The following is an 18,876-nucleotide window of genomic DNA, read 5'->3' on the forward strand; positions in this document are numbered from 1 at the left end:
TTTCAATAAAAGGATTTACTTGATGGAAAGTTCCGGTTCAAACTCCTGATACAATTCCCAAGGCACTTCCTTTTCCAATTTGTATTGGATTTCGATCGGTTTTTCGTTCCGATGGGATATTGGTGTGATTTCACCGAGATAGATGAACTTAGAAGTGACATTGTCTATCTGTTTGAATTTGCGGGCAAACAGATGCAACGTCACGCCTCGGTTTTCGGGATTGACGAAATCCTGCCCGCGATCCGTAGCAACTTTTGTGTTGTTTGGCGATTCCCATTGGAATTGCTTGGTGCTGATGAATTTATCTTTATAGTTGACTCGTTCCTCTACATCCTCACCTTTATGAAGGTCGACAAAATAGAAGTAATGATTGATTTCATCATTCTTCAGGACGCCTTGTCCCCGGAAAGAAGAGTGTATTTTTTTATAGTTTGACACAATAGCGATATCCTTCATTGTATACTCTTCGTACAGTTTTAAATGCGGAATACCATAGTTTAGTGAGCCAAATGTTTTTAAATAGCGCATTCTGCCGTAATGCAGGACATCTTCGATAAAAGGACGATACTGTTCATCCGCCAAGATGATTGAAAATTCTTCCGTCCGATGCAACACATTCCTATCATCCAAAGTCACCAATGGTCTGGCAGATTTCAATTCCCCTTTATCAGAAAATTCCATATTCAAGGTACGGAAAGCATGCAGAATGGTCTCGTCATCGACTGTATCCAAATACTCCAGTAATTCTGCTCTTGCTGTCTCCAAACTACATGTTTCATTTGTCAGCAAATAGTTTAAGATCATATTTTCATGCAGCCGAACTAGAGGTAATTTTTGAGACAAATCAGTCAACATAGCCATGAATAAAGGATTACCTTGCAATTCCATCACTAGTTCATTATTCGGCTCGACTTTATCCAAAAATTCGATGTAGTTCTTCGCTTTAAATTTACCCGATCTGGAGAAGAATTTAACCGGGTCTGGTGCGGCATCGACTTTTAAATAATCCTGCAATAGCCAAGGAATTCTTCCGCTATTCAAGTTTTTGAATTCATTGTACGTATTCTTTAAATAGGCCAGTGTAGAGAAGTTCTCAAAATCAATTTGCTCTAGAATCTGTTGTTTGCTGATTTCGTCCAACTGGATATGGGTCGCTCCCGGCAAATCCGAGAAATTGCGCTTCACTGACGTTTTGACGCTGTCCTTGTCGTAAAAGCGGCGCCCGTTCAGAGCAATCGCGATCAGGAAGCTTTTGCTGTAGTTGCCGATGAAGTCCAAGACCGTCAGGAATTCCTTGTTGTCTTTTTTGCGCAAGCCACGGCCCAATTGCTGGGTGAAGATGATAGAAGATTGGGTCGGCCGCAGCATCATAACCAGATTGACGCCGGGAATGTCGATGCCTTCATTGAAGATGTCAACGGTGAAGATTACTTCCAGATCTGACTCTTCCGCTTCCAGTAATTTCGTGTAGGATTCTCTTTTTGACACCTTATCGCCTCCGGATAAAGCGATGCTCGGGATACCCCGTTTATTGAATTCCGCCGCCATAAATTCAGCATGGGCAATCGTCATGCAGAAACCTAACCCTTTGCGTTTCAAGCCATCATGCCCATAGTAGTTCATTTTTTCGATGATGAAGTCTACCCGCCGATGAACGCTGAGGCGTTGAGCAATTTGATCAGGCGTCAGATTTTCTGCATCCCGTAAGTCGACACCAGATTCATCTGTGATGCCAAAATAATGGAATGGCACCAGCAAATCGTATTCCAATGCCTCCCGCAGACGGATTTCAACCGGCACATTGTTATCGAATAAGTCAAAGATATTGCCGCCATCCGTCCGCTCCGGCGTCGCAGTCATCCCTAATAGGAATTTGGGATTAAAATGCTCGAGAACCTCCATATATCTCGGACTGGTCGCATGATGCGCCTCATCCACGATGATATAGTCGAAATGTCCCGGGTCATATTCTGCATAAATATTCTTCATGCTCTGGATCGTCGCAAATAAATAATCAGACTGATGCTCTTTGGAAGTTCCGGATAAAATACCGGTCGATTTATCCTTCAGATTGATGATTTTTTTGAACGATGACATCGCACTGTGCAGAATGTCTTCCCGATGCACCAAGAACAGCAGCCGTTCTGGTTTTGTTTGTTTCACATCAAAAGCGGCCATGTAGGTTTTACCGCTGCCCGTCGCAGCGATCACTAACGCCTTCTCCTGGTGCTTTTCACGCAGCCGCATCAGTTTTTCCATCGCCAATTCCTGCATCATGTTTGGTTTAATCGAGGGTCCGCGCGTGAACTGAAAAACCATGGGATATGACTCTTGGACAACGAGATCTTTTTTGCGGTCCTTCAAGAAGCTTGCGTAATCGTCGATGAAGGCGTCATCCAATATTTCGCTGCTCTCCCAAATCATTGAATAGGCTTCCATAATTTCCGAAATGAATTCCTCGTCCTCATTGCCGTCCTTGGTGATGATCTGAAGATTCCATTCAATGTTGCTCTTTAAGGCGTTTTGAGTGATATTGGAAGAGCCGACGATGATTTTATAATAATTGGTGTATTCAAAAATATAGGCTTTAGGGTGAAATCCGGTTTGTTTAGTGGCAACAAAAATGCGCGTATCAATATGCTGAAATGCTTTTAAGCGGGTCAACGCATAGGGTTCCGTAAAATTCAGGTAGGTCCCGGTCAGTATTTTTCCTGACGCACCATTCTCCGCCGCTTTTTGGATCGGATCCAACAATAATTGCAGGCCGGAAAAGTTGATGAAGGCCACGTTCAGGTAAAAGCGTTGGCACGTTTCCAAAGATTGAACTAATTCATCCAACAAGGTCCCTTTTTTACTGTTGGTTATTAATGAATACATGGCTCCACCTCGCTTTTTATCTCTACTCATGAGTTTATCATACTGGTAATATATTACTAGATCATATAGAGATAATTATTCTATATACGCATATTTGATTTGTGTCTCTTTTGGCCTTTCGAGTTATATTCTTTTACATCCGATCCCAATTGTTCTAAACTGAATAATAGTAAACGTTATCATATCAGGAGGTTATTTAATGACAGATAAAAATGTATTCACTTTTTACAATGGTGTAACAATTCCCTCAATCGGTTTCGGAACTTGGCAAATCCCAAATGAAGAAGCCTACGAAGCGGTGACGATGGCTTTGAAGAATGGCTATACGCACATCGATACGGCGCATGCCTATCACAACGAAGAAAATGTCGGGAAAGCGATCCGCGATTTCGGCATAGCCCGCGAAGAAGTCTTCGTGACCAGCAAGCTGCCTGCGCAAATAAAAGATTTCGACGGTGCGCTGCAGCACTTCGAGGAAACCATGAGCAATCTCGGTTTGGATTATTTGGACCTTTACTTAATCCATGCGCCATGGCCATGGGATGAAATCGGCAAGGACTGCACCGAAGGCAATATCCAAGTTTGGAAAGCCATGGAACAGCTCTATGACGAAGGCCGGATCCGCGCAATCGGGGTTTCGAACTTCTCCATCAAAGACCTGCAAGCGATCCTGGACAACTGCGACATCGTACCGATGGCGAACCAGATTCCTTTCTACATCGGCCGTGACCAAAAAGACCTGCTGACTTTCTGCAAGACGCACAAAATCGTTGTCGAAGCCTATTCACCTTTAGCTACAGGTGCTATTCTGGATAGCCCGGAAATCAAGCAAATGGCTGAAAAATACGGCGTGACGCCGGCGCAATTATCCATCCGTTACTGCCTGGAGAAGGATACGTTGCCTTTGCCGAAGTCCACGCACGAAGCACGCATCATCGAAAATGCACAGCTTGACTTCACCATTTCGCCGGAAGATGTGGCCATTTTGGATGCGATGAAAGATGTCCGCGAAAACTAAATAACCAACAAAAAAAATCCTTAAAATGGGTACGTAACGCCCATTTTAAGGATTTTTCTATTTTTACAAATGATAATTTTTACGGGCCGGCATAAGGCCGAAGGAGACAAGCCCCACGACGACAGCAACTGCTAACGATGCAGCCCCTGTCCACATGATTGCCATGATCGACGCGCTGCCCACGACAATCCCACCGATGGCAGCGCCAGCAGCAAATCCGAATTGGATGAAAGTACTGTTCAGACTCAGCATGATTCCGGACGCTTCGGGAGCGATGGAAACCAAATTAAAGTTCAGCGTCGGTCCGCAAGCCCAGGCGGCGATGGACCAGATCATCAGCATGGAAACGATGAGAACCACCGATCCGGAAAAGATCGGGATCAGCAGCAAGGCCACAGCTTGGGCTATGATGCCGCCCACCAATGTGTGGGCGGCACCAAAACGATCCGCCAAAAAGCCTCCCAGTTTGGACCCTATCAGACTGGCGATTCCTAAGAAAAGGAGAATCATACTGATGCGGGATTCCATCGACGGCATGACCTCAAGTAAGAAAGGCGTTGTGTACGAATTGACCACCGAATAAGCGAAAAACATGAAGAACGACACGCTGAGTGCCATAAATATTTTCGGGTTCTTCAGCAGCGCCAGTTGTGCGCTGAGCGGAATCGGCGCTTCTCCTGCCGCAGCCGGAATCATCCGAATGACGGCGAGTATGGAAAGCAGCAGCAGGACACCGATAACTATAAATATTATCCTCCAGTCATATGCAGCAACCACAACACGGGCAATCGGAACACCAATAACCAGAGCGGCGCTGGCTCCCATCGCCAAGTTCGACAAAGCCATCGCTTGTCGTCCCGGAGGAGTCATCTTGGCAATGATAGCATAAGCGCTTATGTTGTAAATCCCGGTCCCAACACCTAGCAGGATCCGGGAACCCATCAGGAATCCAAACCCGGGCAGAGCTACCGTGGAAATCGTGCTGATCAGCACTGCAGCAAGGCCGATCAGCAGTTGCTTGCGTCTGTCCATCTTCGCGGTCGCCATCATGAAAATCGGCGTGCCGATGGCGGCGGCCAGTGAAAAGGCTGTAATGACCTGCCCCACTGTCGATACCGAAACGCCTACCGACAAGGCCACTTTATCCAAGATACCCCCGATGACGAACTGCAATGTGCCGACCAGGAAACTGATGAACGTCAGCAAATAGATTTTGCCTCTAATATCCGTTGTATTTTCAATTGTTTTTTCCATCGTATTTTTGATCACTCCTTTGGTTGTATTGGTATTAGTGCAATTATGGAAATGAGTCTACCAAAAAAGCGTTATCAAAATTTCGCATTGACAGTATCGCTTTGATATAATGACTTTACCACCTTCGAGTAACACGAAGTCAAGGCGTTTTAAATATTTTTGCAGGAGGCGTAAAAATGTATACCGTCAAAGAAGTTTCCGAAATACTCGATATGACTGAACATACGGTCAGATTCTATACGGACAAAGGGCTCGTACCAAGTCTGAAGCGCGACAAAAACAACAACCGGATTTTTGACGAGAGATCGATCCATTGGCTGAAAGGCGCACAAAACCTCAGGGGCTGCGGAATGACGATAGAAGCGATCAAGGAATACGTCGACCTGTGTCTTCAAGGAGATTCTACCATAATTGAGCGCTACGAGATAATTTTGAAGCAGAAAGAAATCATGGACGCCAAGCGGATTGACATCACCCAAAAAGCCGAGTACCTCAGAACCAAAGCGAACAATTACGAAGATATCATCAACCATCTTGTTCCCGATACCAGCAATCCGAACAAATGGTGAGGGAGATACTGAAAACATGGATAATTCACGCGCATCCATATTTCCGGGTCTGTTTCCATCGAAAAAAGCAATACGCGTGCGCAGCTCCGGTGAGGCGTACGTCCACCGAAGAACTTCGGTAACTTTCCAGCCGCAACTCCGGCTAGGCTGCGCTCGTCGGAGGACGCAAACGGAATGTTGGCCGAACTCCTGTGAACAGTGCCTTCGCAGGAGCTGGGGCCCCCGCTGACCTCAAAACCTTCGAAAAGACGATTACCGGACAATCGAAAAAAAACAAAGAACCCAGTATCCGCCTCCCTATGAGGCCGACACTGGGTTCTTTCACTATCATACTCTTTAGACCATACCCGCTATCCCTGTTTCGATGATTTCCATCTGCAGCAGGGTCTGCTCGTCCTTGGTGACTTTTTCCGCACCGTTCACGATTGCGTTGTATAGATCATCATAGACTCTGGCGTAATCGCCTTTCTCGGAGACAACCTTTTCTTCGTGGTAGACGCCTTCATCATCCATGTACGTCAGAACCCCGTAATGTTCCGGCAGGTCGACACCGAAATCGGAATTGTTCGGCATGTGGAACAGTTTTAGATGCTCTTCTTGACGGTCTCGGGTCTGTTTCACGAACATGCCCTTTTTGCCGTAAGCGACAAAGCTCGGACGCTCCTTCAGCCTGAAGAAGCTGGATTTGATGGAAACCTTCAGATTCTGATAGTGGAAATCCAAATCGAAGTAATCATTCATCCGGCCCGGCCCCAACAATTGCCGTACGTCATAATGGATTTTGTCCGGCTTGCCGAAATAGGAAAGGACCTGATCGATGGTATGGCTGCCGATACCGTACAGGTAGCTGGTATCCTTGGTGAAGCTGTCGATCGCTAAAGGAATTTCCGGGCGATAGTAATCGATGGCTATCTCGACTTCCAACAGATCGCCTAATTTGCCACTTTCGATGACTTTCTGCGTCGTCAGGAAGTCCGAATCGTAGCGTCTGTTCTGGTAGCATTGGACCAGCAAGCCCTTTTCTTTTGCATAGGCAAAAATGGCGGCCGCTTCTTCGGAAGTTGGCATGAACGGTTTTTCGACCAGCACATTTTTGCCGTGATCCAAAGCTTGTTTGGCGAACTCATAGTGGGAATTCGTATGCGTGCAGACGACCACCAACTGGATTTCATCATCCTCCAGCACATCTTCAATATTTCCGGTGTAGTGGATGCCCTCGATTTTTTCCCAATCGCTTGTCTCCGGATTCCGGCTATAGATTGTTTTGACTTTGATGTTGCTTCTTGATAAAGAAAACGGCAGATGATAACGGTTGGTGCTTTTCCCGTTTCCGATGTATCCGATTGTCAGCATATTTTCTCCCCCTAAATGATTGTATCTTCCTCTCTATATTGTAGCGGTATATATCGGAATGTAAACAAATCCGAGCTGAATCGGTACAAAAGTGCGGTCTTTTTTGGATCGGGTGCTGCCTTTTGGACCAAATGTTCAGCGCAGATTGTTCCGTTTGTGTATTTCCTGTTGCAATATTAGTGGATTTTAGTAAAGTTGAAAATAAATATTGTGAGAGTCGCTCCCGCCCTGTATAATTAAATGTAAGTTACCGTTTACATGAGTTTGTCAGATTGGGTTCTTTCCGTAGCGACAAACAGCAATTTCCATACTCCATTTTCATTTACTTTTTTCAACACTATAAGATTGGGGGAAACTTATGATACAGAAAAGACAGCCTACTATGAGTGGCGCAGAGGAACTCTACGAGCGATTAAAATTTGGGTTATTAGCCGGCTTCGCCTTATTGATGGGCGGTGTGGCTTTCCTGTTCAACAGCCCACGCGAAATTTATGAAGGCAACCTCACCATCCTGGCCTCTCCGGCTAATCTCTTTACGGATTACATGGCGTTGACGAACGTCGGCGCGGCGTTGTTCAACGTTGCCTTGATGACTTTGCAGGCTCTTTGGATCGTCCGGATGGCGGATGCCAAGATTAACGGTCCGGTCATAGCCGGCATTTTGACGATTGCTGGATTCGCTTTTTTTGGCAAGAACTTATTCAATTCCATGCCGATCAGCATCGGTGCCTTCACATATGCAAAAGTCACAAAAGTACCGATGCACAAATCTTTGCTGGCCGCCCTTTTCGGGACAGCCTTGGCACCGCTGGTCAGTGAACTCTCCTTCAGCCTCGGCATCGGTCAACCCTATGGTGTACTTCTGGGGCTGGGCGCCGGTTTCATTTCTGGCTTCCTGATTCCCCCACTGGCGCATCATTTCGTTACCTTCACAAGAGGATTCAGCCTCTATAACGTCGGCTTCACCTGCGGCATCATCGGAACGGTTTTCATCTCTTTGATGCGCAATTTCGGTTTCGAGATAAAAACAGCAAATATCCTTGCCAGCGGCTACAACGGCCCATTTTCAGTGATGCTCTATTCACTTTTCAGCGGCATGTTCCTGATTGGCTTGTGGCTCAACGGATGGAGCTTCAAGGGGTTAAAGCGGATCATGCGCCATTCGGGCCAATTGTCCACTGATTACCTGGAACTTGGCGGTTTGGGTGCGACACTCATCAACATGTCTTTGCTTGGATTCCTGTCTACGACTTACATTCTTTTGATGGGTGGAGAGATCAACGGTCCCGTTTTGGGTGGAATCTTCACAGTCATAGGCTTCGGAGCCTTCGGGAAAAACGTCAAGAATGTCTTGCCGATTCTGATTGGGGTCACGCTGATGGGCCGACTCAATTATCAGGACAATCAATCCACCATCGTTTTGATTTCGGCACTGTTCGGAACAACCCTGGCGCCGTTGGCCGGTCGCTACGGGAACATAGCGGGCATCATCGCCGGAGCCATGCATCTGACATTGGTCATGAATATCGGCTATCTCCATGGTGGCGTCAACCTCTACAATAATGGCTTTTCAGGCGGGCTTGTCGCTTCGATATTGGTTCCGATCCTGGAAGCATTCCACCTTCACCGGGCCAACCAACGCGCTTTGCGTGGGCCAGTCGATCCGGCTGATGAAGTTGAAATCGAACACACCAAGTAACAGAAATATTTAACCTGATTTTTCAGAAAACAAAAGCGATGCCTGATGAACGGAGTAAACTCGTTCATCAGGTATCGCTTTTTAGATGAATAGACGGATCGCCGCAATCGCGGTCATGATCATGATGATGCGCTTGTACCAGACTTCGTTTATCTTTCTGACGAAAGTGATTCCCATCCAACTGCCGATTGCGATGAACGGAATCATCAGCAGCATGTACCGGAGTGTTCCCCAAGTGATGGTCCCCCACATGAAGATATGAAAAGGCAATTTCACAATATTCATCACCAGAAAGAACCAGGCCGTCGTTCCGATCATTTTGTTCTTGGTTAGATCCTGCGACAGCACATAAACATTGAAAATAGGCCCAGCGGCATTCCCTACCATCGAAGAAAAGCCGCTGACAGCCCCGACCATCCAGTGGAAAATCGGATTTTTCGGAAGCGGCAACACTCTTTTGGCCACCTCCCGGTAGACCAACAACCCCAGACAAACCAATACGACGACACCCAACAAGGATTTGAACTGCTTGTCATCGAGATAATTACCCATGATGGCTCCACTGATGATGCCGATTACGGCTGCAGGCAACAGTTTCAGGACATCACTGAATTTGCCCTGTTTGCTGTATTGAAAGATGGCGATCAAATCCCCCAACATCAGCATCGGCAACATAATTCCGGCTGAAGCCTTCCCGCCGAACAGTACCGCAAGGAGTGCCACTGCCGGTATTGTCGCGCCTTGTATGCCTGTTTTTGAAAAACCGATGATGACGGCCGCGACAATCAGCATCATCCATTCAATTCCGTTCAAACCCAACATTCTGATATATGCCCCCTCCCGTGATTCCTTTCATTTTACCGATTATCACAAAAAATGACAATGACTCAGGGACCACAATCCAGAAAACGCTTAATCTCTTTACCCAATTGAAAAAAAGTGCTCGTTAATTGGGTTTGGCGGGCATCCAAACCTCGCAATTACCCTCAAAAAGTGTTAAAATGTAACCAAAGACGAATGCCCGCAGTGACTGTTTCCCCCACCCATCGCTCTTCAACGAGCCCACTTTTGTCTTTACCACCTATGTAACCGCCTTCAAAACAAGACTTCTGACTACTATACAAGGTATTTCCACCTCTGAGAGACTTTCTGGAACACGTTCGACTGTGCATCAAGATGGCCTTTCTTTGTATATTTTTCAGATCCATCACCTTTCTTGCGCCCAAAACTCAAAAAAAATTTGTAAAGGGTGTGACACACCATGATCGTCAACCGTAACACAATCAGGGAACAAAACGAGACCATCGTTTTGACAGCAATCATCAATCATCCCAATACTTCACGAGCGGCCATCTCTCATGATTCCGGACTCAATAAGGCAACCGTATCCGAAATTGTCAAAAAACTGCTTAAGGAAAAACTTGTCGTCGAACTCGGTACAGGTCAAAGTTCCGTCGTTGGCGGGAGAAAACCGGTGTTGTTGAAGGTGAATGCGAATGGCGGATACGCGATGAGTTTGACCATTACACAAACAAAGATTTCTTCTCTCGTCTGCAATCTTCAAGGCAGGATCGTTGCGCAGTACGATTTGGTCAGAAAAGTGGAAGCCAGCAATATCATAGACAGCATCGAGGAAGTGGTTCTTTACCATAGGAAGAGCCTCAATAAGACGCCGTTCCGCTTCGTAGGTATTGTTGTGTCCATCGACGGCTTTGTGCATGAGGATGAGATAGTATCATCAACTAACAAAATGTTAGAGCATCTGACTGCCAAACATCTGGAGAGCGACGCCATCGACTGCCCGATCTTTCTGGAGAACCAGAATAATCTGGCGGTTATCGCCGAAGCTGTATTCGCCCACTCTCCGGGGAACATCATCAGCATCGATCTGGATGAAGGCATCGGTTCCGGAATCCTGTTGCAGAACCGGTTGTTCCGCAGCAAAAACAGCTTGGCCGGTAATCTGGGGCACACAATCCTCTATCCATTCGGGAAAGACTGCGACTGCGGCAAACAAGGTTGCCTGAACCAATATTGTTCAACGGGTGCTTTGGTTGCAGAAATCAGGGACCTGAAGAAGGATTCCGCACTTCAGTTGGCCGATCTCATTGCCTTGTACAAAACAGGCGATGAAGATGCCAAAAATGTAGTGGACCATCTCGTGCTGCATATGAGCATCGCAATCAGCAACGTCGTCAGCCTGTTCGATCCGGAAAAAGTCTATCTGAATGGCGATCTCTTCCGTACATTGCCGGAATGTGTGACAGCAATCCAAACAGAATTGAACCGAAAATCCGGGCAAAACGTTCCAGTGAGTTTGTCCTCACTGGGTAAAAACGGAGCTCTTCTGGGTGGGATCGCATTGGCACTCCAGCATTTCTTCCAGGTCCCGCAATTGCAGCTGCATTTTGAAGATTAAATTTTCTTATGCATGGCGCGTAATCCAAAAAAATTGATCAGCCTCTTTCTGTCGTCACATCCTCACGGGTGTGACGTTTTTTTTGACACACTATTGCTTTTTGTTGATTATTAATATAATATTTTATATGCAGAGACATGTATTCGATTTCATGAAACGACATTCCATATTGTGGGATGCCTTTTTGTTATACAGAAATCTGACAAGAATCATATTTGACCTATTTGATGTAGAGAGGAATTATCATATGACCTTACGCCACTATCTATCCTTTTTTTCTGCGGCCTTCTTGATCATGGCCATGTACATTGCCGGGAATGCGGTCGGTTTCTTCGTCGAGCCCATCACCGCGGAATTAGGCTTCACGCGCAGTGCCTTTTCGCTTTACATCAGCCTGTCGACTTTGACCGGCGTTTTCGTACTTCCCCTGATTGGACAATTTCTCCCTAAATTTGGCGCAAAGCGCTTGCTGATCGGAGGAGGACTCTGGGTTTCGCTTGGATTTGTTTGGCTGGCATTCGCCACTCGTTTATGGCAATTTTATCTGGGAGGCATCTTCCTCGGTTTGTTCATGATGCCGATCACCATGTTTCTGGCGATTTTATTGATCAACAATTGGTTCACCGCCAAAAAAGGATTGATGATGGGCTTGTTGAATGCCTCCGGAGGACTTGCGGGAGCCATCGTTTCGATGATCATGCCGACATTTCTGGATAACTTCGGTTGGCGCATGGGTTACTTTTTGATTGCAGGACTTTTCGCGCTCCTGACTGTCCCGAACGGCCTCTTTTTGTTGGTGGAAAATCCGGGTACTATCGGCCTGAACGCTTATGGAGACGAACTGTCCGCTCGAAACCAAAGCGATCAACCTATACATGATCTGTCCATCACTTATGAAGATGCCAAAAAGATGAAACCGTTTTATATTTTGTTCATAGGCATTTTCCTTTCCGCTTTCGGAGGCGGGATGATGCAACATTTGCCAGCGCACTTCAGCGGGATGAACTTCACATCCGGACAGGTCGGCACATTGTTTTCGCTCGTCATGGCCGGCATGATCATCGCCAACATTTCGGTGGGAGCCATCAATGACAAAATCGATTCGACCATCACCCTTACAGTTGTTGTTGTCTGCATGGTGATCGCTTTGTTCTTCCTTGCGACCACCCGCTCTTTCCTGGCCTTGTCGATCGTGATGTTCATCCTCGCTTTCGGCCTAGGCGGACCAGCGGTATTGACCCCATTGGTCGTGAGCGAAGTCTTCGGTATCGGGGATTACCCGCGCATCTGGTCCATTCTCGGCATGGCGCCTTCCATCGGAATGTCCATCTCCGGCCCGCTATGGGGAGCGGTTTATGACGTGACCGGCTCATATGCAATCGGCATGTATGCAATGATGGGCTTGGCCATCATCTACGGCATCTGTTACCTTTTCGCACTGAAAAGAGGACCGTTAAAACGTCCGCTGAACGTAACCAGCATCTAAAATCAGATATGTTGAAAAAACGCACAGTCGGCTGACTGTGCGTTTTTGTGTTCTATTTTTTCAGCCATTTTTTCAATGGACTGCTCTTCTTCAGATTATCCAGGATTTCTTTGACATCCTGATCCTTGGTCCCCATTTTGAGGCGCTCCTGCATTTTTTCGCGCATCAGCTTCTCGATGTTGCTGAGGTCCGGATACTTGCCGTCCTTTTCACCTTTTGCCACGACCGTCAGCACCTCGATGTAGCTCATCGCCAACGCGGTCGTCAGCACGGCAGCCGTCGCGCCGCTGATGACCCCGCCGACGATCGTCCCCGCACCTGGAATCAGCTTCAGCAAGTTGGATACGATGTACCGCCCTAAATAAGTGGCTCCCCCTGTCCCGCCGACAGCACCGATCACACTGGTGATTGTGGCTTTATCCATTGAAATGCCGAATATCGCAGTGATGTGGGCCAGCATGCCGATCTGCATCGGCACCAGGACAGTCGCATCGGAAAAAGGGATCGGTGTGAACCCGACACCGAATGTCGTCACGATGTATTTGGTCGCCCAACTTCGGGATGCTTTCGCTTTACGCGCGATATCCACCTGTTGGGCGTTGTTAAAAGCCTCTTTCGTCTCCTCCGGCAGCAGCGCAAACGTCCGCTCGATCAATTCCTTCAATCCGCTCTGCGGAAGCACCAGCTCATCCGTGATGGCATACGGTTCCGCCATCACGCTCAGCACCCCGGCGATCGGCAAGTTCAGGTTTTCAATGTATTTCTTCAGCTCGGTAGCAGGCTGTCCGACCGATTGCGTCAGGACGACCAACACCGGCAGCAAGCCGGCAAGTTCTTCCATGAAGGCGATCTCGGATTCCTCGATGCGGGAAGAATGCGCATTGATGCAATAATAGACCAAATGGATCGCCTGATCGGACCCTTCCTTTTGGCTCTGCTTGATGGCCTCGATGATTTCCCGCTTGACTTCGGTTTGGATCGGATGGCCCAATTCCAGCCCGCGCGTATCGTACAGCACGATCGGCATGCCTTCCTTCGCGATCCGCCGCAGATGTTTCGTCACAGGTTTCCCGATGCCGGTCTCAGCCATCCGCTCCCGGAAGACGTTGTTGATCAGCGTACTTTTCCCGACACCCGTCTTCCCCGCCAACAGGATATTGACGGGATGCATGTTCTCCACTTCTTCTTTTGTCTTGTTCAGTATCTCCTGGACCACATTCAAATCAAGGTTTCCTCTTCCCATGACGCTTCCTCCTGTCGCTTGACCGCAAGCACACTTTTTATGGAACGATCACGTCCCTCTGGTTATTTCCACCACGCTTTGGGAAATGAAATAATACCCATACTCCCCCATCCGTTCCGGCGAGTCTTTCATACCGTTCGTCACCCAGGAGTAGATCATCCCTTGATAGGCGAAGGAAACGGCGGTGATCCAGTGTTCATTAGGTATTACGGTTTTTTTCGACCGGAGCTGTTCCTCCAACCGCCCCCTCAGATAGGTATTGAATTTGAGCGGAAAGGAGTAGCTGCTTCGCCCGTTGAAAAGAACACTGAAGAAGCGCTCATTTTCTTTGATGTAGCTGAATATATCCGTGAACGCCTCAACCGTTATTTGCCTGAATTCTATTTCTGCTGCATCGGATAAAACCGTTGTCGTGATGGCTTTTCCTCTGTCCTGGAGTTCCAGAATCAGCGCATCGATATTTTTCTCCAACAGATCATGTTTATCTACGTAATGCAGGTAAAAAGTTCCCCGATTCACTTTTGCCCGTCCGGTTAGTTCCCTCACCGTCACCTCTTCGATGGATTTCTCTTCCAGCAAGGTTATCAACGCATGCAAAAGATTTTTCTTTGTGGCTATAACGCGCTTGTCTTGCGATTGTTTATTAGGATTCATTGTTAGCTCCCGCTTCCAGAGTCTTATTTGGAATTCTTTTCTGATATAGACTTCCAAAATGCTAATATGATTATAGTATAGCCACCCCGAGATAACAAGTTTAATGGCCGCCTTTCAGGGGATCCAGCACAACAAAAAAAAGCTGCTCTGGTCCGTTGGAATGGACCGAAGCAGCTTTTTCGGATGGAAGGCGGACTAATCCTCGCTCCTGTTGGTTAATCGTCGTTGCTTCCGCCGCCGAAAAGCATCAGCAGACGGAGCAGTTGCAGGAAGCTCATGAAGGCCGCTGCGACATATGTCATGGCGGCTGCGACAAGAACTTTGCGGGCTTTCGGTACTTCTTGCGCATTCAGGATGCCGCCGTTAGACAGGATCTTCAGGGCGCGGCCGGATGCATTGAATTCGACAGGCAAGGTGACCACCTGGAACAGGAAGCTGAACGAGAAAAAGAGGATCCCCAAATTGAGGAACGTCTGGTTCATGCCTGCGAACACACCAATCATGATCATCGGCATGGAAACCATCTGACCAAAATTGGCGGCGGGGACCAAACCGGCACGCATGCGCAACGGAATGTAATTTTTTTGATCCTGGATCGCGTGACCGACTTCATGGGCAGCGACGCCGATAGCCGCAACCGAAGTCGAGTTGGCTGTCGTGTCGGAAAGACGCAGCACTTTGGCGCGCGAGTCGTAGTGGTCCGTCAGATCCCCGCGGACGCGCTCGATCTGCACATCATGGATGCCCGATTGCTCCAGGATGAAGCGTGCTGCATCCGTAGCGGTGTAACCGTTCTGGCTTTTCACTTTGTTATAGGTAATGAAGGTACGTTTGACGAATCCCGAAGCGATCATGGAAACCACGATACCGAGGATGATCAATATATAGGTGCTATCGAAGAATGGATACAACATGTCTCATCAACCTTTCTTTTATTTACTCTACAGTATAGCATCCGATTGTGAAGAAAGGATGAAGGATGCTTACGGTTGTGTAATTTTATCAAATTCTTTAGATATTCGTTATTTTCGAAATTGGACTCCGGTTGGCCGGAGGAAAACAGCTCTAGATGGCCCCTGCTCCGGCGAGGGTCCGCCCACCGGAGGACGCCAGTGACTTCCGGGCGCAGCTCCGGGGAAGTTGTCCTCATCGGAGAACAAAAAAAAATGTTGGCTGAACTCCGGCCAAGCCTGCGTTCACCGGAGCAGCACAAGTTGCTGCTGCAATCTACGTTTACTCCAAATCAAAGGCTGCCTCAACGAGACAGCCCCAGTTGCTCTATTGATTTTATTTCCGGTATTTTTTCATGACTGTGACTAGGCGTTCCATCGCTTCCATCAGCGTTTTCGTAGGGGCACCTAGGCTGATTCTCTCATATCCGCGACCCTCGTCCCCGAATATGTAGCCTTCATCCAGGAACACTTGCGCTTCTTGCTCTGTGATGGTTTCCAATTGCTTGTGCGACAAACCGAAGGCACTGAAGTCCATCCATTGCAGATAGGTCCCTTCCAGATCGAAGACGGTCACTTCAGGCAGTTCCTTCGCCAAGAAATCCTTTAACGTCTCGTGGTTGTGCCAAATCAAAGCTTTGAATTCTTCCAACCAGTCCTCGGCTGCCGTATAGGCGATTTCTGTCGCCTTCAAGCCAATCACGTTGGTTCCTCCGCCGATGCCGGTCATTTCCATATCCATCTTGAATGCCGTGTGGAGCTCCGGATTCGAAATGATGACATTGGAATTGCGCAGGCCCGCGATATTGAAGGACTTGCTGGCGGCAGTTGCCGTGATGCAGATGTCCGCTGCAGCTTCGGATATGGCTGCCATCGGGGTGAACACATGGCCGGGCATGATCAGATCGTGGTGGATTTCATCCGCCAAAATCACGATATCGTTAGCGGCGCAGATGTCGACGACCCGCTCCAATTCCGCTCTCGTCCAGACGCGGCCGACCGGATTATGCGGGTTGCTGAACAGCATCAGTTTGATGTTCGGATCTTTGGCTTTTTCGGCCAAGCCATCGAAATCGATTTCGTAGCGATCGCCGTTTCGGATCAATGAATTGTTGATCAACGTCCGTTTCGTGTTCTTGATCGACTTCATGAACGGATAATAGACCGGCCCCATGTAAAGAACGCCGTCGCCCGGCTCGGTGTATGCCCGGATAGCGGAATAGAACGCTGCAATGATGCCCGGTGTGCAGATGATCCATTCCTTCTTGATTTCCCAAGAATGGCGGTTCCCCATCCAATTGATGATTGCCCGGTAATAGTCTTCGGTCGGCAGATCATAGCCCATCACGGCTGTTTCGATATATTCCTGCAGTCCTTTGACGATCTCAGGTGCTGTCTTTATGTCCAAATCCGCTACAGAAAACGGAAAAACATCTTTTCCCACCTGCGGATTGCTTCTGTACATTGCTGCCCATTTTTCGGACCCGGTGTTGCTCCGGTTGACGGGCGTTTCAAAATCATAATTCATTTATGCATCCTCCCAAACATTTGACTTACTTTTCATTCTATCACTCGTTCTTATAATTGCCACCCTTAATCAGATTTTAATGAAAAAAAAAGAAGAATCCATTTCGGATTCTCCATTTTTTCGCATGCATACAGCAGCGACTCATCTTTTAGCTTTTTCTCTTCAGCATTTTGAGGTAATTTTGATAATTTTTATTGCCGCCCGAAAGGTTGTAGACTTCCTGGAAGCCTAAATTGATCAAGACATTCTGTCCTGCATTTCCGGTGACCCCTTTGTTGCAATAGGTAACTGTCGGGATATCTTTCGAAAGCTCACCGGCACGGGTCCGCAGTTCCCCTAACGGGATGTGGATCGCGTCTTGGACGTGGCCCTTCTCGAAGTCCTTGGCGGAACGCGTATCGACCACCTGGATCGATTCGCCTTTTTGCTGCGTTTCGACCAACTGGGTCGGGGTCATCAAAGGATTTTTGTGCAAGGCGTTATCCAATGCCATGCCTGTATATAATATAGGATCTTTTGTCGTTGCGAACGGCGGTGCATAGGCCAGATCCAAGTGAAATAGATCTTCAGCTTTTGCCTTGAAGGTGATGGCCGTGGCGAGGACATCGATTCGTTTGTCCACTCCTTGGAATCCCACGATTTGAGCGCCCAAGACTCGTCCAGTGGCTTTATCGGCCAATGCCTTGATGATCAGTTCTTTCCCGCCAAGGTATTCAGCGTGGTCAGGCTTGATATTAAAGATGATTTCCACAAAATAACCTGCTGCCTTCGCTTCTTTTTCGGTCAAACCTGTCTGGCCGACATGGAGATTGAACAAGCGGAAAATACTGGTACCCAATACCCCGCGGTGTTCCAGATTTCCACCTGTAATCACATCGCCGGCAATCCGTCCCATCTTGTTGGCCGTAGAGCCCAATGGACGGTAAATCGGTTTGCCTGTGATGACGGAGAAGCTTTCGGCCACATCACCGACTGCATAAACATCCGGAAGGTTCGTCTGCATTTTACTGTTAACGGCAATAGCACCTGTCGCTCCGATCGTGACGCCGATTTCCTTCGCCAATTGGGTATTCGGACTTACTCCGGCAGCGAGGATAACAATATCCGTTTCGATGGTGGCGCCTTTTGTAGTCACCACTTTTTTGATGGCTCCATCCCCTTCGATGGTTTTGACCGTATCCCCCAGGTGCAAATGCACCCCATTGGCCATCAGCACTTCTTCCACCCGGAAAGCCATATCTGCATCCATCGGCGGCATCACTTGATTTTCCAACTGAACGATGGTGACATCCCAGCCTTTATGCACAAGCTGTTCAGCCATTTCCAGACCGATAAACCCGGCACCGATGAGGAGCGCTTTTTTCGGCTGGTTCGCTTCTGAATAACTTTCTATGTCACGAAGGTCCTGGATGTTGCGGACATGAAAGACATTCTTATATTCTGCCTGATCGAACGGTGGAGGCGTAATCGAAACCGCACCTGTCGCGAAAACCAAAACATCATAAGGGTCCTCTTTGATTTCACCGGTCTTTAGATCCTTTACTTGAAGCTTCTTGGCTTCATGATTCACCTTTGTCACTTTGTGTTCAGTATAGATGGAGACATCATATCTCTTTTTGAACCATTTTGCATCCCGCGGCGTCAGGCGATCCACTGAATCGACTTCCCCACCGATTTTATAAGGGATACCGCAGCCAGAATAGGAGATATCCTTCCCTTGGTCATAGATGACGATTTCTGCTTCCTCTGAGTTTCTGCGCGCTTTGGCTGCAACAGAGGTGCCCGCTGCTACCGAACCGATTACGATGATTTTCATAATAAATTCT

At 47.8% G+C, this 18,876-nt stretch carries 14 protein-coding genes; 5 read left to right on the forward strand and 9 right to left on the reverse strand.

The annotated features are described in order from the left end of the window. Window positions 1-15: 15 nt before the first annotated feature. On the reverse strand, window positions 16-2,877 hold the full coding sequence (locus C7R73_RS02850) for a DEAD/DEAH box helicase (protein WP_106449015.1): 2,862 nt from the start codon (window positions 2,875-2,877) through the stop codon (window positions 16-18). Window positions 2,878-3,076: 199 nt separating this feature from the next. Here C7R73_RS02850 and C7R73_RS02855 point away from each other — a divergent pair, with 199 nt between their 5' ends. After that, window positions 3,077-3,895: an aldo/keto reductase gene (locus C7R73_RS02855; protein WP_106449016.1), complete on the forward strand. Its 819-nt coding sequence runs from the start codon at window positions 3,077-3,079 to the stop codon at window positions 3,893-3,895. A gap of 63 nt (window positions 3,896-3,958) precedes the next feature. On the opposite strand, the gene C7R73_RS02860 is transcribed toward C7R73_RS02855, so the two are convergent. After that, complete coding sequence (locus tag C7R73_RS02860) at window positions 3,959-5,149, reverse strand: MFS transporter (protein WP_106449017.1); 1,191 nt, start codon at window positions 5,147-5,149, stop codon at window positions 3,959-3,961. Window positions 5,150-5,325: 176 nt separating this feature from the next. On the opposite strand from C7R73_RS02860, the gene C7R73_RS02865 reads away from it, so the two are divergent. Then, window positions 5,326-5,718 (forward strand): MerR family transcriptional regulator, encoded by a 393-nt coding sequence (locus tag C7R73_RS02865; protein ID WP_106449018.1) that lies wholly within the window; start codon window positions 5,326-5,328, stop codon window positions 5,716-5,718. A 336-nt stretch (window positions 5,719-6,054) separates the two neighbouring features. Here the strand turns inward: C7R73_RS02865 and C7R73_RS02870 are convergent, their stop codons facing one another. After that, a complete protein-coding gene (locus C7R73_RS02870; RefSeq protein WP_106449019.1) occupies window positions 6,055-7,071 on the reverse strand; it encodes a Gfo/Idh/MocA family oxidoreductase in 1,017 nt (338 codons plus the stop codon). A 358-nt stretch (window positions 7,072-7,429) separates the two neighbouring features. On the opposite strand from C7R73_RS02870, the gene C7R73_RS02875 reads away from it, so the two are divergent. Beyond that, window positions 7,430-8,770 carry a DUF1576 domain-containing protein gene (locus tag C7R73_RS02875; protein WP_106449020.1) on the forward strand — a complete coding sequence of 447 codons (1,341 nt, stop codon included), beginning with the start codon at window positions 7,430-7,432 and terminating at the stop codon, window positions 8,768-8,770. A gap of 81 nt (window positions 8,771-8,851) precedes the next feature. On the opposite strand, the gene C7R73_RS02880 is transcribed toward C7R73_RS02875, so the two are convergent. Continuing rightward, window positions 8,852-9,592 carry a sulfite exporter TauE/SafE family protein gene (locus tag C7R73_RS02880; RefSeq protein ID WP_106449021.1) on the reverse strand — a complete coding sequence of 247 codons (741 nt, stop codon included), beginning with the start codon at window positions 9,590-9,592 and terminating at the stop codon, window positions 8,852-8,854. 439 nt (window positions 9,593-10,031) lie between these two features. Between C7R73_RS02880 and C7R73_RS02885 the strand changes: the two genes are divergently transcribed. Continuing rightward, complete coding sequence (locus C7R73_RS02885) at window positions 10,032-11,189, forward strand: ROK family transcriptional regulator (RefSeq protein ID WP_106449022.1); 1,158 nt, start codon at window positions 10,032-10,034, stop codon at window positions 11,187-11,189. Window positions 11,190-11,436: 247 nt separating this feature from the next. Next, window positions 11,437-12,675, forward strand: a complete 1,239-nt coding sequence (locus C7R73_RS02890; RefSeq protein WP_161525851.1) for an MFS transporter — start codon at window positions 11,437-11,439, stop codon at window positions 12,673-12,675. Window positions 12,676-12,727: 52 nt separating this feature from the next. Here the strand turns inward: C7R73_RS02890 and C7R73_RS02895 are convergent, their stop codons facing one another. The 5 genes from C7R73_RS02895 to C7R73_RS02915 all read right to left on the reverse strand — a co-directional run bounded on the left by C7R73_RS02895 (window position 12,728) and on the right by C7R73_RS02915 (window position 18,866). Continuing rightward, the gene (locus C7R73_RS02895; protein ID WP_106449024.1) at window positions 12,728-13,918 is read right to left on the reverse strand and encodes a YcjF family protein; all 1,191 of its coding nucleotides are present in this window, start codon (window positions 13,916-13,918) and stop codon (window positions 12,728-12,730) included. A gap of 48 nt (window positions 13,919-13,966) precedes the next feature. Continuing rightward, the gene (locus C7R73_RS02900) at window positions 13,967-14,572 is read right to left on the reverse strand and encodes a TetR/AcrR family transcriptional regulator (RefSeq protein ID WP_106449025.1); all 606 of its coding nucleotides are present in this window, start codon (window positions 14,570-14,572) and stop codon (window positions 13,967-13,969) included. Between the two features lie 215 nt (window positions 14,573-14,787). Continuing rightward, complete coding sequence (locus C7R73_RS02905; protein WP_106449026.1) at window positions 14,788-15,486, reverse strand: zinc metallopeptidase; 699 nt, start codon at window positions 15,484-15,486, stop codon at window positions 14,788-14,790. Between the two features lie 373 nt (window positions 15,487-15,859). Further along, the gene (locus tag C7R73_RS02910) at window positions 15,860-17,050 is read right to left on the reverse strand and encodes a MalY/PatB family protein (protein ID WP_106449027.1); all 1,191 of its coding nucleotides are present in this window, start codon (window positions 17,048-17,050) and stop codon (window positions 15,860-15,862) included. Window positions 17,051-17,198: 148 nt separating this feature from the next. Further along, window positions 17,199-18,866, reverse strand: a complete 1,668-nt coding sequence (locus tag C7R73_RS02915; protein ID WP_106449028.1) for an FAD-dependent oxidoreductase — start codon at window positions 18,864-18,866, stop codon at window positions 17,199-17,201. Between the last annotated feature and the right edge of the window lie 10 nt (window positions 18,867-18,876).

It is taken from the genome of Trichococcus alkaliphilus (genome assembly GCF_003008695.1).
In the GTDB taxonomy this organism is placed as follows: Bacteria; Bacillota; Bacilli; order Lactobacillales; family Aerococcaceae; genus Trichococcus; species Trichococcus alkaliphilus.

Bases quoted from the DNA above. Each gene is read 5' to 3' on its own strand.
- C7R73_RS02850 (WP_106449015.1), bottom strand. From the start codon at position 2,877: ATGTATTCATTAATAACCAACAGTAAAAAAGGGACCTTGTTGGATGAA.
- C7R73_RS02855 (WP_106449016.1), top strand. From the start codon at position 3,077: ATGACAGATAAAAATGTATTCACTTTTTACAATGGTGTAACAATTCCC.
- C7R73_RS02860 (WP_106449017.1), bottom strand. From the start codon at position 5,149: ATGGAAAAAACAATTGAAAATACAACGGATATTAGAGGCAAAATCTAT.
- C7R73_RS02865 (WP_106449018.1), top strand. From the start codon at position 5,326: ATGTATACCGTCAAAGAAGTTTCCGAAATACTCGATATGACTGAACAT.
- C7R73_RS02870 (WP_106449019.1), bottom strand. From the start codon at position 7,071: ATGCTGACAATCGGATACATCGGAAACGGGAAAAGCACCAACCGTTAT.
- C7R73_RS02875 (WP_106449020.1), top strand. From the start codon at position 7,430: ATGATACAGAAAAGACAGCCTACTATGAGTGGCGCAGAGGAACTCTAC.
- C7R73_RS02880 (WP_106449021.1), bottom strand. From the start codon at position 9,592: ATGTTGGGTTTGAACGGAATTGAATGGATGATGCTGATTGTCGCGGCC.
- C7R73_RS02885 (WP_106449022.1), top strand. From the start codon at position 10,032: ATGATCGTCAACCGTAACACAATCAGGGAACAAAACGAGACCATCGTT.
- C7R73_RS02890 (WP_161525851.1), top strand. From the start codon at position 11,437: ATGACCTTACGCCACTATCTATCCTTTTTTTCTGCGGCCTTCTTGATC.
- C7R73_RS02895 (WP_106449024.1), bottom strand. From the start codon at position 13,918: ATGGGAAGAGGAAACCTTGATTTGAATGTGGTCCAGGAGATACTGAAC.
- C7R73_RS02900 (WP_106449025.1), bottom strand. From the start codon at position 14,572: ATGAATCCTAATAAACAATCGCAAGACAAGCGCGTTATAGCCACAAAG.
- C7R73_RS02905 (WP_106449026.1), bottom strand. From the start codon at position 15,486: ATGTTGTATCCATTCTTCGATAGCACCTATATATTGATCATCCTCGGT.
- C7R73_RS02910 (WP_106449027.1), bottom strand. From the start codon at position 17,050: ATGAATTATGATTTTGAAACGCCCGTCAACCGGAGCAACACCGGGTCC.
- C7R73_RS02915 (WP_106449028.1), bottom strand. From the start codon at position 18,866: ATGAAAATCATCGTAATCGGTTCGGTAGCAGCGGGCACCTCTGTTGCA.